General features: G+C 72.8%; 18 protein-coding genes. 13 read left to right on the top strand and 5 right to left on the bottom strand.

Annotated features, from left to right (window positions below):
• The first annotated feature begins 21 nt into the window (after positions 1-21).
• The 3 genes from FHX44_RS16615 to FHX44_RS16605 are packed head-to-tail and all read left to right on the top strand — an operon-like array spanning position 22 to position 2,718.
• Positions 22-600 carry a TIGR03086 family metal-binding protein gene (locus tag FHX44_RS16615; RefSeq protein WP_147256628.1) on the top strand — a complete coding sequence of 193 codons (579 nt, stop codon included), beginning with the start codon at positions 22-24 and terminating at the stop codon, positions 598-600.
• Between the two features lie 52 nt (positions 601-652).
• Positions 653-1,312, top strand: coding sequence for an NAD(P)H-binding protein (locus FHX44_RS16610; RefSeq protein ID WP_147256627.1), 660 nt, complete (start codon positions 653-655; stop codon positions 1,310-1,312).
• On the top strand, positions 1,312-2,718 hold the full coding sequence (locus FHX44_RS16605; protein WP_147256626.1) for a dihydrolipoyl dehydrogenase family protein: 1,407 nt from the start codon (positions 1,312-1,314) through the stop codon (positions 2,716-2,718). The genes FHX44_RS16610 and FHX44_RS16605 overlap by 1 nt, the downstream gene beginning before the upstream one ends.
• Here FHX44_RS16605 and FHX44_RS16600 read toward each other — a convergent pair.
• The 4 genes from FHX44_RS16600 to FHX44_RS16585 form a co-directional block, all read right to left on the bottom strand.
• The gene (locus FHX44_RS16600; RefSeq protein WP_147256625.1) at positions 2,710-3,702 is read right to left on the bottom strand and encodes a copper resistance D family protein; all 993 of its coding nucleotides are present in this window, start codon (positions 3,700-3,702) and stop codon (positions 2,710-2,712) included. The two genes, FHX44_RS16605 and FHX44_RS16600, sit on opposite strands and share 9 nt — an antisense overlap.
• The gene (locus FHX44_RS16595; RefSeq protein ID WP_147256624.1) at positions 3,699-4,271 is read right to left on the bottom strand and encodes a copper resistance CopC family protein; all 573 of its coding nucleotides are present in this window, start codon (positions 4,269-4,271) and stop codon (positions 3,699-3,701) included. Before FHX44_RS16595 ends, FHX44_RS16600 begins: the two co-directional genes overlap by 4 nt.
• 42 nt (positions 4,272-4,313) lie before the next feature.
• Complete coding sequence (locus FHX44_RS16590) at positions 4,314-4,820, bottom strand: hypothetical protein (RefSeq protein ID WP_147256623.1); 507 nt, start codon at positions 4,818-4,820, stop codon at positions 4,314-4,316.
• Positions 4,821-4,899: 79 nt separating this feature from the next.
• Complete coding sequence (locus tag FHX44_RS16585; protein ID WP_246170426.1) at positions 4,900-5,403, bottom strand: DUF6474 family protein; 504 nt, start codon at positions 5,401-5,403, stop codon at positions 4,900-4,902.
• Between the two features lie 158 nt (positions 5,404-5,561).
• Here FHX44_RS16585 and FHX44_RS16580 point away from each other — a divergent pair, with 158 nt between their 5' ends.
• Both FHX44_RS16580 and FHX44_RS16575 read left to right on the top strand, forming a co-directional pair.
• Positions 5,562-7,262, top strand: a complete 1,701-nt coding sequence (locus FHX44_RS16580) for a TM0106 family RecB-like putative nuclease (RefSeq protein WP_246170425.1) — start codon at positions 5,562-5,564, stop codon at positions 7,260-7,262.
• Between the two features lie 245 nt (positions 7,263-7,507).
• Entirely contained in the window at positions 7,508-8,812 is a 1,305-nt protein-coding gene (locus FHX44_RS16575) for a UDP-glucose dehydrogenase family protein (RefSeq protein ID WP_147256622.1), read from the top strand.
• A gap of 3 nt (positions 8,813-8,815) precedes the next feature.
• Here the strand turns inward: FHX44_RS16575 and FHX44_RS16570 are convergent, their stop codons facing one another.
• On the bottom strand, positions 8,816-9,094 hold the full coding sequence (locus FHX44_RS16570; protein WP_246170424.1) for a cupin domain-containing protein: 279 nt from the start codon (positions 9,092-9,094) through the stop codon (positions 8,816-8,818).
• Positions 9,095-9,167: 73 nt separating this feature from the next.
• Between FHX44_RS16570 and FHX44_RS16565 the strand changes: the two genes are divergently transcribed.
• The 8 genes from FHX44_RS16565 to FHX44_RS16530 all read left to right on the top strand — a co-directional run bounded on the left by FHX44_RS16565 (position 9,168) and on the right by FHX44_RS16530 (position 15,037).
• Positions 9,168-9,803 (top strand): TetR/AcrR family transcriptional regulator, encoded by a 636-nt coding sequence (locus FHX44_RS16565; protein WP_147256620.1) that lies wholly within the window; start codon positions 9,168-9,170, stop codon positions 9,801-9,803.
• 260 nt (positions 9,804-10,063) lie between these two features.
• Complete coding sequence (locus tag FHX44_RS16560; protein ID WP_170308934.1) at positions 10,064-10,843, top strand: ABC transporter ATP-binding protein; 780 nt, start codon at positions 10,064-10,066, stop codon at positions 10,841-10,843.
• Positions 10,840-11,679 (top strand): ABC transporter permease, encoded by an 840-nt coding sequence (locus FHX44_RS16555; RefSeq protein ID WP_147256618.1) that lies wholly within the window; start codon positions 10,840-10,842, stop codon positions 11,677-11,679. Before FHX44_RS16560 ends, FHX44_RS16555 begins: the two co-directional genes overlap by 4 nt.
• Positions 11,680-11,688: 9 nt before the next feature.
• A complete protein-coding gene (locus tag FHX44_RS16550; RefSeq protein ID WP_147256617.1) occupies positions 11,689-12,732 on the top strand; it encodes an ABC transporter substrate-binding protein in 1,044 nt (347 codons plus the stop codon).
• Positions 12,733-12,827: 95 nt separating this feature from the next.
• Complete coding sequence (locus tag FHX44_RS16545) at positions 12,828-13,355, top strand: phosphotransferase (protein WP_212612512.1); 528 nt, start codon at positions 12,828-12,830, stop codon at positions 13,353-13,355.
• Positions 13,356-13,369: 14 nt separating this feature from the next.
• Positions 13,370-13,768, top strand: coding sequence for a helix-turn-helix domain-containing protein (locus tag FHX44_RS16540; RefSeq protein ID WP_246170423.1), 399 nt, complete (start codon positions 13,370-13,372; stop codon positions 13,766-13,768).
• A 49-nt stretch (positions 13,769-13,817) separates the two neighbouring features.
• Complete coding sequence (locus FHX44_RS16535) at positions 13,818-14,606, top strand: alpha/beta fold hydrolase (protein ID WP_147256615.1); 789 nt, start codon at positions 13,818-13,820, stop codon at positions 14,604-14,606.
• Positions 14,603-15,037 carry a VOC family protein gene (locus FHX44_RS16530; protein WP_147256614.1) on the top strand — a complete coding sequence of 145 codons (435 nt, stop codon included), beginning with the start codon at positions 14,603-14,605 and terminating at the stop codon, positions 15,035-15,037. Before FHX44_RS16535 ends, FHX44_RS16530 begins: the two co-directional genes overlap by 4 nt.
• Positions 15,038-15,048: the final 11 nt, after the last annotated feature.

Genomic DNA, 15,048 nt, shown 5'->3' with positions numbered 1-15,048 from the left:
CCCGCATCCGAGCATTGCCGCATGAACGAGATCGCAGATCGCTACCGCAGGCACGCGGACGCGTTCGAGGCCAAGGTCGCCGCCGTCCGGAGCGACCAGTGGACGAACCCCTCCCCGTGCGAGAAGTGGGATGCCCGCGACGTCGTGGACCACATCGTCGTGATGCACGGCTACATGCTGAGGCCGATCGGGTGGTCGTTACCGCCCACCGTGGGCGATCCGGTGACGGACTTCCGCGCCGCTCGCGCGGTCGTCGAGGAGGTGCTCGCCGACCCGGAGCTCTCCGGGCAGGAGGCCGACACGCCCACCGGCCGGATGACGGTGGCCGAGCAGATCGACCGGGTGGTGAGCGACGACCTCGTCCTCCACGGCTGGGACCTCGCCCGCGCGACCGGCCAGGACGAGGTGATGGACCCGGCGGACGTCGAACGGCTGTGGGCGTCGACCTCGGCGATCCCGCCCGAGGTGATGGAGTCCTACCGCACCCCGGGCGCGTTCGGGCCGGATGTCGAGGTCTTCGGCCCGGAGGTCGCGGTGCCCGAGGACGCGCCGCTGCAGGACCGGCTGCTCGGCCTCATCGGTCGCAACCCGCGTGCCTGATCCCCCGGACGGTGCGGGCGCGGGGCACCCCTGGAGGACTACCGTCCCGCACGTGCGCGTGGTGATCGCAGGAGGACACGGGAAGATCGGGCTGCGGCTGGCCGCGCTCCTCGCCGGCCGCGGGGACGTGGTGACCGGCGTGGTGCGCAACCCGGCCCACGGTCCGGACCTCGAACGGGCAGGTGCAACGCCCGCCGTCCTGGACCTGGAGACGGCCCGGGCGGACGAGCTCGCCCCTGCGCTCGAGGGCGCCGACGCCGTCGTGTTCGCCGCGGGTGCCGGGCCGGGCAGCGGGACGGCCCGCAAGGACACCGTCGACCGGGCGGCGGCCGTGCTGCTCGCCGACGCGGCGCGGATCGCGGGCGTGCGCCGTTACCTGCTGGTGTCCTCGGCGGGCGTCGACGACCCGCCCGCGCCGGATCGTGGTGAGGTCTGGGCGGCGTACGTCGCGGCCAAGAAGGCTGCCGAGGAGGCGATCCAGGCCGCCGACCACCTCGACTGGACGATCCTGCGGCCGGGTTCGCTCACGGACGACCCCGGGGTCGGGAGGGTGCTGCTCGCACCTCCGCCGGTGCCCCATGGCAGCGTCACCCGCGACGATACGGCAGCCGTGCTCGTCGCTCTGCTGGACGCGCCCGGCAGCGCGGGCAAGGTCCTGGAACTACGTGAAGGGGAGACCGACGTGCACGAGGCCGTGGCGGGGGTGTCGTGATGGCGGATGTCGATGTCATCGTGCTGGGTGGCGGGCCGGTCGGGGAGAACGCCGCCGACTACGCCGTCCGCGCCGGGCTCTCGGCGCTGATCGTCGAGTCGGAGCTGCTCGGCGGGGAGTGCTCGTTCTGGGCCTGCATCCCGTCGAAGACGCTGTTGCGCACCGGGCACGCGGTGGCCGCGGTGCGGAGGCTCCCGGGCACGACGGTCGACTTCGACCCGGCGGCCGTGCTCGCGCGCCGCGACTCGTTCACCCACGACTGGGACGACGAGAGCCAGGTGCAGTGGGCCACCGGTGCCGGGATCCGGGTGCTGCGCGGCAAGGGCAGGCTCGTCGGTGAGCGGGCCGTCGAGGTCGACGGGCCCGCGGGGCGCGAGACCCTCGTCGCACGTCGGGCCGTCGTCGTGTGCACGGGGAGCGTTCCGACCACACCGCCGGTTCCGGGCCTCGACGGCGTGCGCACCTGGGGCTCGCGCGAGGCCACCTCGGCCAAGGAGATCCCGCCGCGGCTGGGTGTGCTCGGCGGTGGTGTGGTCGGCTGCGAGATGGCGCAGGCCTTCCAGCGGCTCGGTTCGCAGGTCGTGCTCCTGCAGCGCGGTCCGCGGCTGCTGCCCGCGATGGAGCCGTTCGCGGGCGAGCGGGTCGCCGCCGCCATGCGGGAGGAGGGCGTCGACGTTCGGCTGCAGCAGTCGCTCGAGTCGGTGGCCCCAGCGGGCGACCAGATCGAGCTGCGCACGAGCGACGGCCCCGTGGTCGTCGACGAGCTGCTCGTGGCCACCGGGCGCCGGCCGAACACCTCGTCGATCGGCGTGGAGGCGCTGGGCCTGGAGTCGGGGAAGCCACTCGCCGTGGATGACAGCGGGCTCGTCCAGGGGGTCCCGGGCCAGTGGCTGTACGCCGCGGGCGACGTCACCGGTCGGGCGCTGCTCACCCACCAGGGCAAGTACGCGGGCCGGATCGTCGGCGCGGTGATCGGCGCCCGCGCGAGCGGCGAGGAGCTCGACAGCCGGCCGTGGGGTGAGCACGTTGCCACGGCCGACCACGTCGCCGTCCCGCAGGTGGTGTTCACCGACCCCGAGGTGGCCTCGGCGGGGCGCACCGAGGCGCAGGCGCGCGCCGCCGGCCTCGACGTGCGGGTCGTCGACATCCCGATCGCCGTCGCCGGCTCGTCGCTGCAGGCCGATGACTACGACGGTGCGGCGCGGATCGTGGTCGACACCGCCCGTGGAATTCTTGTCGGTGCGACATTCGTGGGTCAGGACGTGGCCGAGATGATCCACGCCGCCACCATCGCGATCGTGGGCGAGGTGCCGCTGGACCGGCTCTGGCACGCCGTGCCGGCGTTCCCCACGATGAGCGAGGTGTGGCTGCGCCTGCTGGAGACCTACCGATCCGGGTCAGGCTGACTGGGAGAGCGCGGCCGCGATGCCGAGGGTGGCGGCCATGACCGCCACCTCGACGCCTGCCCAGCGCAGCACCGGGGTGCGTCCGGCGGCGAGCCTGCGCCGGGCGATCCCGCCGAGGAGGCCGAGCAGCACGAGGCACGCGGCCTTCGCGATCACCAGCACGCCGTAGCGCGTGCCGAGGAGCGCGTCCCAGGTCTCGAGCCGGATCACTGCGGTGAGCAGGCCGGTCAGCGTGACCGCGCCGAGGCACCAGCCGGCGAGCCGCGAGAAGCGCGGCAGGACGGGCTCGAGCAGGGCACGGTGGCGCGCCACGAGCACGAGCACGACCGCCAGCCCGCCCACCCAGAGCGCGGCCCCGACCACGTGCACCCCGATCGACATGATCGCGAGCTGGTGGTCGGGATGGGTGCCGGCGTGCCCGGTGACCGCAGGGGTGACCAGACCCAGCAGCGCGGCCACCAGCGGCACCCGGGCCTGGACGAGCGCGCGGTCGCGCAGCCGCAGCGCCGCGCAGACGAGGAGCGCCGCCGTGCAGACCGCGGTGAGCGCCAGCCCCCGCCCGCCGGCCAGTCGGGTGACGAAGCTGCCGATCTCCCCGCCGGCCAGCTGCCCGAGCGGCCTGCCGAACGCATCCGCGCTGCGGAACATGATTCCGACCAGCACGAGCACCAGCCACGCCCCCGCCATCGCGACCAGCGCACGGTCGGCGACGGCTCGCACCTGGTCGAGGGTGCGCAGCGCGGAACCCGGCACATGACGGGCGGCCGGCAGCAGCAGCGCGATCAGGGTGAGCCCGACGCACGCCACGCCCGCGACGTTCATCCCGGACCGCGTGACCGACGTCCCGACGAGCACCGGCAGCGACGTGCTCGCAAGCGCTCCGGTGAGCGCACTCGCCGCCAGCGCGGCACCGACCGCGAGACCGGCCCACCCGACCGGGCGCAGCCGGTCGAGCGAGCGCGGGCCCGCGGTCGGCGCGGTCATCCGCGACCCAGCCGGAGCGCCGCGACGACGCCGCCCCCGACGAGCACGACGGCGCCGACGATCCACGGCCACACCGGCGTGCCGCCATCGCTCTCGGCCGGCGCTGCGGCCGCCGTCTCCGGGGCGGGCGCGGCCGCGGGGGCGGCGGAGGGCGCAGGTGCGGGGGCGGACGCCGCAGGACCCGGGGTGGTGAGCGTGAAGGAGACCTCACCGGAGACCGGGTGGCCGTCCGCCGACACCACCCGGTAACCGATCTTGTACTGGCCCGCGGGGCCGAGCGGGAGCAGCGCGCTGCTGACCGTGCCGCCCTCCGCGCCGACCGCGCCGGTCTCGTAGCGGGCGCCGTCCGGGCCGACGACGGTGATCGTGCTGAACTCCGGCGTCATCTCCTCGTTGAAGGTCAGCGCGACGTGCTCGGGGGCGGTGTCGAGGCTGGCACCGTCACTCGGGTCGCTGCCCTGCAAGCGGGTGTGCGCCAACGCGGGTGCCGCGCCGAGCAACAGCGCGAGCCCGGCGAGGAGGGTGACGGTGCCGACGCGCAGCGCGCGCCGGTGGGTGTACGAGGGCATGGATGCTCTCCGGTGGGTGGTCGAGGGCGTGCGGACTCGGGGTCAGCACGCCACCGGAGGGCCACGCCGGGCGTCGGCCACCGCGAAGGCACGGGCGAGCCGCGCGGGCACCGCGGGCCCGGGTACCGCGAGCGTCGGGAGCGGTCGATCGGCAGGGGGCGGCGCGGTCCGCCGCGGCAGCACCCGCCGCAGCGCCGCCGTCAACGCGGCGGCACCGCGGTCGGCGTGGCGCAGGGCGAGCGCCGTCACCACGGTGGCCACCGCGTGCGTCGCGAGCATCGACGAGCCCGGGTGGGACGGGTGCAGCAGCTCGATCGCGTTGTGGAGGACGAACTGCCCCACGGCGAGTACGCCGGTCGTACCCACCAGGCTCCGGCAACGGCTCGCCGTGCCGGTGAAGGTCCACGCGAGCAGGGGCAGCACCGGTACGAGCACCGCAAGGTCGGGGAGTGTGCCCCCACCCGCCGCGTGCCCGACGGCCGCGAGCAACGCGCTGAACCCGGCCAGGACGGCACCCCGGAGCACACCACCGCCCGGACCGCACGTCACGGGGCACGACGGTAGACGCCACGCGCGTGCCGGGGCCAGCGCGCCCGTCCGGCGGACGTCCGGGAGCGCCGGTTGGCCGCTACCCCCCCACGCCGAGGTGGTTGAGCAGGGCAATCTCGAGGCGGTCCAGCTCGGCACCGATGGACCGGTAGGCCGTGCGGCGACGCGGCGCCGGCATCTGCTCGGCGGCGCGCACGGCGACGGCCAGGTCGGCGAGGCGCGGGCGGATCTCGACGGCGAAGCGCCGGGCCGCGTCGGTGCCGCGCGCCTCGGCCCCGGACTCGAGCCGGTCGAGGGCTTCCGCGATCCGGGAGAGGCGGGCGTGCAGCGCGCCGCCCGGACCGGAGTACGCGGCCAGCTGGCCGGGCTCCACCCCGAGGCGAGCGGCCCGGTAGGCGTCCCAGCGGGTGCGCGCGACCGCGGCGGCGGCGAGCGCGTAGGGCGCGAGCAGCGGCGCGACGGCCTTGCCCACCCCGATCATGCGCTTGGCCCGCGCCGCGGTGAGCGGCTTGCGCGCGCGGCGGACGGTGTTCTCGATCGCGTCGCCCGCTTCGGGCGTCGATCGGTGTCGCCGCAGCCCCATCCGCTCGCCCTCCTCGTACCCGGCCCCTTGTGATCGGGAGCCTAGTGCCGCGCCGCTCGGCAGGCGGAACGGCGGCGGGGTCCCGATGCGGTGAGGCTTACCCCGCGCGACCGCCGATCCGCGCCGAACTGTCGGCACGTGTCATTACCCTTTGGTACGTGACGGCGATCGAGAACCGGTTCCCCGCGGTGGAGCCCACCAGCGGGCCGGTCCTCGACGCGGCGGCCACCACGCGCTGTCGCCGCCGCGTTCACCTCGACCACGACCCGGAGGCGGCCTCGGCACCCCGGGCCATGCCGGATCCGGCGCTGGAACAGCGCCGCGCCGACGCCGCCGCCCACCGTGAGCACATCGGTGCGCGATTGGCAGCGGATCTGGCCGACGAGTGGTGTGCGATACCGGCGGGGCTGCCGGCCGCAGAGCGGGTCGAGGCCACCGCCCGAGCCGTGGCGTCGGGCGCCCGGCTCATCTGGGGGGCCGCGCTGCCCGCCGATCGCGCCGTGGGCCGCCGGGGGAGCCCGGAGCTGCTGGTCCGGGTGCCGGGCGGCGGATACGTGCCCGTCATCGTCGTGCGCCACCGCATCACCGATCCCGGCACCGGCGCGCTCACGGCGGCGCTCGAGTCCCCATGGCCGCAGCACGCCGGCCTCGACGAGCAGCGCAAGGTGCGCTCGCAGCCGCGTGACCTGCTGCGTCTCGCCCATCTCAACCGCATGCTCCACACCGCGGGCTGGGCAGCGGCACCCCGGCAGCGGCACGGCGATCACGGCGGGGTCATCGGGCTCGACGCCGACGTCGTCCTGTGGCACGACCTGCGCGCAGGTCACTGGCCCGGCGGGCGCTCCACCCTGGCCGAGTACGACGCCCGGTTCGCCGATCGCATGGCCGTGGCCACCGCGGCCGCCACCGGCGCGCCCGCGCTGGCCGAGCCGTCGCGCATCACCGAGTGCCGGCGGTGCCCGTGGTGGCCCACCTGCGAGGCGGTGCTGGAGCGAGCGGAGGACGTCAGCCTCGTGGTCCGCGGGGAGTTCGCAGGCGTCCTGCGCGAGGTCGGGGTGGGCACCGTCGCCGAGCTCGCTGCGCTCGACCCCACGGCGGAGCCGCCCGTGGAGGTGCCGGGGCTGCCGTTCGCCGACCTCGTGGCGCTCGCCCGGGCGCGCCTGCGCGGGCTCGCGGTGGTGCGCCGCGTGGCGGAGGTCGAGGTGCCGCGGGCCGACATCGAGGTCGACGTCGACATGGAGAGCTTCGGCGAAGCGGGCGCCTACCTCTGGGGCGCGTTGCTGCGCCACCCGGGTGGCCGGCTGGCCGATGACGAGCCCGACGGGTACCGCGCCTTCGCCACGTGGGATCCGGTGCCCACGCAGGACGAGGCGCGCTCGTTCGCCGGGTTCTGGACGTGGTTCTCCGGGGTGCGGGCGCGGGCCGCCGCCACCGGGCGCAGCTTCGCCGCCTACTGCTACAACGAGCAGGCGGAGAACCGCTGGCTCATCGCCTCGGCCACCCGGTTCGCCGGCATGCCCGGCATCCCGCCGCTGGCCGAGGTGGAGGAGTTCATCGGCCATCCCGGCTGGATCGACCTGTTCGCCGTGGTCAGCGACTGGTTCCTGTGCGCACAGGGCAAGGGGCTCAAGCGGATCGCCCCTGCCGCCGGCTTCGCCTGGCGTGATTCGGAGGCCGGCGGGGAGAACTCGATGCGCTGGTACCGCCACGCCGTCGGGATGGACGGCGCTCCTCCCGACCCGCAGCAGCGCGAGCGGCTGCTCGCCTACAACGCCGACGACGTCCACGCCACCCAGGCCCTGCGGGAGTGGATGACGTCGCCGGCCGTCAAGCAGGTCCCGCTGGCCTCCGACCTGTAGGTCGCGGCTGGGCCGTGATCGTCGGGTGGGTTCATCTGCGGCCCGATGTGGCCATTCCTGCACCCGAATGGTGATGTTGGACAGCATGATCGTCAGCCGGGTGCGTTCGCGGCCGTATGCGGCCGTCCGCGCACCGAAGCGGTGATCGCAGTGTAGGCGGCCGCTGGCAAATGGCCCTCGGCGTTTCATCGGTGCGCCGCCGCCCATCCAACGGGCGGCCATCCGGCGGGGGCAGCGTGCCGAGCATGTTCGCCCGGCGCATCGCTGTGATCGGTTCCGGCTACGTGGGTCTCACGACGGGCGCCTGCCTCGCCTCCCTCGGACACCGCGTGGTCTGCGCGGACGTCGACGAGGCGAAGGTGGAGCGGCTGCGACGCGGCGTCGTCGACATTTTGGAGCCGGGGCTGCCCGAACTGGTGGCCGAGAACCAGGCCGCGGGGCGGCTCGAGTTCGTGCTCGGCGCGCGGGATGCGGTGGCGGGGCGCGACGGCGAGGCGGTCGAGGTGGTCTTCCTCTGCGTGCCCACCCCGATGGGCGAGGGCGGCGCGGCCGACCTGGCCGCGGTGCGCGCCGTCGCGGCGGAGATCAGGCACCTGCTTCCGGCCGGATGCGTCGTCGTCAACAAGTCGACGGTGCCCGTCGGCACGGCGGAGGCCACCCGGAAGCTGCTGAACCGCCGCGACGTGGCCGTGGTGAGCAACCCGGAGTTCCTGCGCGAGGGCTCGGCGGTGCACGACTTCCTGCACCCGGACCGGATCGTCGTCGGCAGCGACGCGCAGGACGCCGCTGAGCGGGTCGCGGCGCTCTACGCGCGGCTCGGCGCTCCGACCGTGCTCACCGACGCGGCCAGCGCGGAGATGGTGAAGTACGCGGCCAACAGCTTCCTGGCCATGAAGCTGTCGTACGTCAACGCGATCGCCGAGCTGTGCGACGTGCTCGGCGCCGACGTCGCGGACGTCACCGAGGGCATGGGGCACGACCGGCGGATCGGGCAGGCGTTCCTGCAGCCGGGGCCCGGCTGGGGCGGGTCCTGCCTGCCGAAGGACACCAACGCGTTGGTGCAGGTGGCGGCCGCGGCCGGGATCGAGTTGCCGCTGGTGAGCGCGAGCATCGCCACCAACGAGCGGCAGCGCCGCATCGTCGTCGAGAAGATCGCCGACGCCGTGGGCGGCGACCTTCGTGGAGCGCGGCTGGGCCTGCTCGGGCTCACGTTCAAGGCGGGCACCGACGACCTGCGCGACTCGCCCGCCCTCGCCGTCGCGCGGCTGTTGAGGGAGGGCGGCGCCGAGCTCACGGCATACGACCCCGGCTGCCCCGCGGCCGTTCCCGGCGTCACCGACGACGTCACGGTGGCAGACGAGCCGCTGCGGGCCGCCAAGGACGCGGACGCGCTGGTGGTGCTGACCGAATGGCCCGAGTTCCGGTCGCTGGACTGGGGCGCGGTGGCCGGGGCGCTCGCCGGGCGGGTGGTGGTCGACTGCCGCAACCTGCTCGACCCCGACGTGCTGCGGCGAGCCGGGATCAGCTGGGTGGGGGTAGGTCGGCGCTGAGGTTCACTTGAGCTCGACGAAGAGCGCATGGGAGTCCGTGGTGCCGATGTTCTCGCCCGCGTGGGTCTGTGCAGGCACCCAACCGGCGTCGTGCACCACCTTCTCGACCTCGACGGTGCGCCCGTCCACGGTGAGACGGCGCCGGAAGGTGGCCAGCGGGATGATCACCATGTCCGGATGGCTGTGCGACGACGTCCGGTCACCAGGGTGGTCGCGGTACTCCAGCACCCGCACCCGCTCGTTCTCGAACACGACCGAGTAGAGATCGGGATCCGTTTTCACGGGGTCACTGCACATGATGCCCCCTTCATGGGACTGGAGTGCCACGAAGGACAGTACGGTACCGTGAAGCGCGATGGCAATCCCCTACGAGCAGACCGGGCGGCGCAACCAGAAGGCACGCACCAGGGAGGCGCTCGTCGTCGCCGCGCGCGAACTGCTGGCCACGGGCGTCACACCGACTGTCGAGGAAGCGGCCGCACACGCGGCTGTCTCGCGCACCACCGCCTACCGTTACTTCCCCAACCAGCGCGCGCTGATCGGAGCCGCCCACCCGGAGATCGATCGAACGTCGCTGCTCCCCGACGACCCGCCCGACGACCCGGAGGAACGGCTCGAGCTCGTCGTCGCCGAGACCACGCGCATCGTGCTCGACTGGGAACCGCAGCTGCGCGCCTCGCTGCGGATGTCGCTGGAGCCGGGGCAGGAGCCGACCGGGCCGGTGCTGCGCCGCGGCCGCGTCATCGGCTGGCTCGAGGACGCCCTCGCGCCGCTCGCGTCCTCGCACCCCGGGTTGGACCGCACCCGTCTCGCCACGGCGATTCGAGCCGCCACCGGCATCGAGGCGTTCGTCTGGATGGTGGATGTCGGCGGGCTCGCGCGAGAGGAGGCCGCGTCGACGATGCGGTGGACGGCGCGCGCGTTGCTCCGCGCCGCACTGTCCGACGGGGGGCCGGAACCGGCCGGATCCGGGAGGCCGCCGGGCGGGTGATCGCACCGAGGAACCCGAGTCGTCGACCGAATGAATTCGCGGGCAATTCACGCCGTGGTCACCGGGGGCCGATGTCGACCGGTATGGCCGGCTGTGGGAAAATGACTGGTTTCCTCAGCATCGGATCGATATCAGTGCGTTACCGCGATGTTGACAGTACAACTCGAACGGCCGTACGGTGCACCGAATGTAAAGCGTTTCTGCGACTCGTTGTAGTCTTCGCCTACATCAGCAGAGCAGGGTACGCCCGCGGGGGGCCGATGAACGCAACGAAGCCCAAGGTCGTCGTCGACCACCTGTCCGTGTCGCTCGGGGGTAACCACATCCTCGACGACATCGAGCTCACCGTCGACGAGCACGAGTTCCTGTGCATCATCGGCACGTCAGGTGGCGGAAAGACCACCTTGCTGCGATCCGTGGGCGGCTTGCTGCGACCCGCGGGGGGATCTGTGCGGCTGGACGGCGAGGAGATCGTCGGGCCCACGCCCCGGATCTCGATGGTCTTCCAGCACTTCGGGCTCTTCCCGTGGAAGACGGTGCGGGCGAACGTCGAGTACGGGCTTCGCGTGCAGTCCCGCAGCGGCTACGGTGAGCGCGTCGACGAGCTGCTGAAGATCATGAATCTCACCGATGCCCAGCACCGTTATCCCCATCAGCTCTCGGGTGGGATGAAGCAGCGCGTGGGCATCGCGCGCGCATTGTCGATGGAACCCGAGCTGTTGCTGCTCGACGAGCCGTTCAGCGCCGTCGACGCGATCACCCGTGAGGTGCTGCAGAACGAGGTGTTGCAGCTCTGGGAGCGCAACGAGGGCATGTCGGCGATGCTGATCACCCACGACGTCGACGAGGCCATCCTGATGGCGGACCGGATCGTCGTGATCGCCGGCCCGCCCGGGCGCATCGCTCTGGAGGTCCCGGTGTCCATCCCCCGGCCGCGTTCGGCCCGCTCGGTGCGCTCCCACGAGTCGTACACCGACCTGCGCGAGCAGCTGTGGAACGCCCTTCAGGGCGGCACCGACCGCGCCATGGAGGAGGCATGACGACCCTCTCCGAGCAGCCCGGAGCGGCGAGCCCCGGCACGCGGGCGCGACCCCGCAAACCGGCACGCGGAACGCGCGGATCGCTCTCGCCCACGACGAAATGGGCGCTGCGGCTCGGTTCGCTGCTCGCGATCGCGGTGGCGTGGGAGATCTACGGCAACGCGATCAACCCCGTGTTGCTCTCCTCCCCGACCGCGATCATCGGCGCGGCATTCGAGATGGTCGCGGACGGCACGCTGACGAAGGCGATGGGGGAGAGCTTCGTCGTACTGGGCGTCGGCTCGCTGATCGGCGTCACGGCGGGGCTCGTGATCGGCCTCGCCGCCGGCCGCAACCAGGTCTTCGCCACGCTGATCGAGCTGCCGCTCAACGCGCTGTACGCCACCCCGACCGTGGCGCTGATCCCCGTGATCGTCGTCTGGTTCGGGTTCGGGCCCACCGCCAAGACGGTGGTGGTGCTCCTCTTCGTGCTCTTCCCCGTGCTGATCAACACGATGCGCGGGGTGCAGGAGGTCGACCGCGAGCTCGTCGAGGTGGCGCGCTCGTTCTGCTCCGGTGAGCGCCGGATGTGGTTCGACCTCATCCTCCCGTCGGCGCTGCCGTACGTGGTCACGGGCCTGCGGCTCGCGATCGGGCGGGCGCTGATCGGCGTCATCGTGGCCGAGTTCTTCACGGCCTTCTCCGGGCTCGGCTATCTGATCGTCACCAACGCCAACAGCTTCCAGACCGACCGCACGTTCGTGCCCATCCTCGTGATCGCGGCCCTCGGTGTGCTCCTCACCGCGCTCCTCGAGTTCATCGAGCGTCGCGTCGTCCGCTGGTCGGCGAGAGACTGAGAGGTTTCCATGTCGTCACGACCGCGGCGGTTGCTCGCCGTCCTTTTCGTCGCGCTGTCCGCGCTCACCGCGGGGTGCGGAGCGTTGGGCGAGGAACCCGAGGCGGCGGCCGCGGGCGGGTCTCCGATCCTGCGGATCGGCCTGCCCACGGGCGTCACGAGCTTCGCCAACGCCGACGTCCTCGTCGCGAAGGAGAAGGGCTTCCTGGCCGACTACGGCGTCGCGGCCGAGATCCAGAACTTCCGCTCGGGCGTCTCCGTGGTGCAGGCGGTCGCCGAGGGGCAGATCGACATCGGGGCGTCCAGCATCGAGCCGGTGGTCAACGCCGCCGCAGGCGGTACCGACATCGTCATCATCGGTGCCCCGAGCGACCGGCTCGCGGTCTCCGCGGTCACGCCGAAGGACATCCTCACCCCGGCCGACCTGCGCGGCCGGCCGCTCGGAGTGCAGGAGGTGGGCGCGTTCCGGGAGGTCATGACCAGGCTCGTGCTCCAGCAGGGCGGGCTGACGCCCAACGACGTGCAGTACGTGCCGGTGGACGCACAGGCGTACACGGCGGCCCTCGTGGACGGCCGCATCCAGTCCGCGATCCTGCAGACCGAGCAAGCGGTCGCCGCCGCGCACGCCTACGGCAACCTGCACGTGCTCGCGAACCTCGCCGACATCGTCCCGAACTACCACTACGGCACGTTCTTCGTGTCCCGTACCTGGTTGGAGGCCAACCGGGACAAGGCCGAAAGACTGCTCACGGCCATCACCAAGACGCACCGCTACATGTACAGCAACAAGGACGAGACGGTGCGCATCGTCGCCGACGCCACCGGCTTCGACGACTCGATCATCTCCGAGGCGTACGACATCCTGCTGAAGGAACGGCAGATCTTCCCGCTGAACACCGGCCTGGACCCCGAGCGGATCCGGTCCACGGTCGACACGATGCGCCAGCTCGGCATCCTCGACGGGGAGGCACCGCCGATCGACCGGCTGGTCGACACCGGGCCCGCCACGAACGCGATCAAGCAGCTCGGCGAGCTCTCCGGCGTCCGGCGCTGAAGCACGGTTACACCAACACCACCGTCGGTCATGGCGCTACGGTCCTCAAGACGTACGCAGGTCCTCGGGCGGAGGAGCGGGCCGAGCGCGAGTACGTGGCGTTGACGGCCCTCGCCGGGCGCGTCCCCGTCCCCGCCGTCCTAGGGCGTGCGCCCGGCTCCCTCACGCTGGAGTTCGTGGCGGGTGACCACGGTCAGGACCTGATCGCCGCGGGATGTGCCGACCGGGTGCTCGCGGCGTGCGGAGCCGTCCTGCGCCAGATTCACGCGGCCGGCTTCGCACACGGCGACTTCGGGCCCAACAACACGCTGCTCGACCCGGACTCACTGCAGACCACGGCCGTTCTGGACTGGGAGTTCTCCTCGTCCTGCCGCGTCGAGCCGGTGGTCGACCTCGCGTGGTGCGAGTGGATCGTGCGGATGCACCACCCCGGCGACAAGGCCGCGATCCCGGAGCTGTACTCGCGGTATGGAACGTCGTTCCCGTGGCGGGACCGGCAGGCGGCGATGGTCGAGCGGTGTGCCGAGCTCGCCGACTTCACGCGCGAGTGGGAGCCCGGTGGCGCCGCCGAGGCCCTGTGGCACGAGCGGCTCCGGATCACCGCCGCATGGCGGGAATCCTGAGTACCGTCAGGCCGGTGACGCAGGCGATCCCGCTCTCCCGGCACCTGCTGCGGGTGCGGGACCTGATCGACCGTGCCTTCGCCGGGCCGCTCGACGTGCCTGCGCTCGCTCGCAGCGCCCACGTCTCCGAGGACTACTTCAGCCGGTCGTTCAAGGCCGCCTTCGGTGAGACACCCCATCGCTACCTCCTCCGCAGGAGGATGGAGCGGGCCAAGGCGTTGCTGCGCGCGGGCGAGCTGCCCGTCACGGAGGTCTGCCTCGCCGTCGGGTTCACCAGCCTCGGCTCGTTCAGCACCCAGTTCCGCCGTTTCGTCGGCGAGAGCCCCTCGTCCTACCGCAACCGGGCGGGCCACGACGAGCTCGCGACCGTCCCCTCCTGCCTGGTCCGGCGGTACACGCGCCCCGCGGGTTGAGCGGTTTTGGAGAAGCAGCCGCGGTGGTCGCGCTCGTAGCGTCCCCGGCATGGAGACCGTGACCTCGGCAGACGGAACGACCATCGCCTTCGACCAGATCGGCGCGGGGCCGCCGCTGGTACTCGTGGCGGGAGCCTCGTGCGACCGTGCTGTCGACGCTCGTATCGCGGAAGGCCTCGGCGCCCACTTCACCGTGCTCAACTACGACCGTCGCGGCCGCGGCGACAGCACCGACACGCTGCCGTACGCCGTCGAGCGCGAGATCGAGGACCTGGAGATCCTGCTCGCCGCGGCGGGCGGCTCGGCCCTGGTCGTCGGCCTCTCGTCGGGCGCGGTGCTCGCGGCGCACGCCGCGGCATCCGGACTGCGAATCGGGCACCTCGTGATGTGGGAGCCCCCGTTCCGGCTCGACGCGGCCGCACAGCGGGCGGCGCGCGAGTACGCCGAGCGGATCCGCGCCCTGCTGGCCGAGGGGCGACGTGGCGACGCGCTGGAGCTGTTCATGACCGTGGTCGGCCTGCCGGCAGAGGCGATCGCCGGCATCCGGCGGTCGCCGTACTGGGCACAGGGCGAGAAGCTCGCGCCGACGCTCGCGTACGACGCCGCCGTGATGGGTGACGGGAGCATCCCCGGCGAGCGGTTCGCCACGATCACCGTTCCGACCGCGGTGTTCACCGGCGGTGGGAGTCCGGACTGGTTCCGCGCCGCCGGCAGGACGGCCGCGGACGCGATCCCCGGTGCGACCTACGGCGAGCTGCCCGGCCAGACCCACGACGTGGCGCCGGACGCGCTGGCCGCGGCCGTCCACGAGGTCACGGCCTACGCTCGACGGCCATGATCACGGGATTCGCTCTGGTCTGCCTGAACGTCCTCGACCTCGACGAGGCCAAGCGCTTCTACGTGGACGTGCTCGGCTTCGAGGTGGGCATCGACCGCGAGATGGACGGCTTCCGCTGGCTGACCGTCCACCCGCCCGGCTGCTCCGACATGCCGATGATGCTGGTCGTGCCGGAGCCGCCGGTGGTCGAGGAGCCGATCGCCGGGCAGCTGCGGAGCCTGGTCGCCCGCGGCTACCTGGGGCTCGGTGCCCTCCGGACGGACGACTGCCGGGCGACCTACGAGGAGCTGAAGGCGCGGGGTGTCGAGTTCACCGAGGAGCCCGAGGAGCGGTTCTACGGGATCGATGCCGCGTTCCGCGATCCGTTCGGCAACCACTGGCGGCTGACGCAGCCGAGGACCCTCGGCGAGATCCGCGAGGTTGCTACGTAATCAGTATCATC

The organism is Pseudonocardia hierapolitana (assembly GCF_007994075.1).
Classification (GTDB): domain Bacteria; phylum Actinomycetota; class Actinomycetes; order Mycobacteriales; family Pseudonocardiaceae; genus Pseudonocardia; species Pseudonocardia hierapolitana.
Note: the sequence above shows the minus strand (reverse complement) of the source record. Positions and strands in the feature narration are given on the sequence as shown.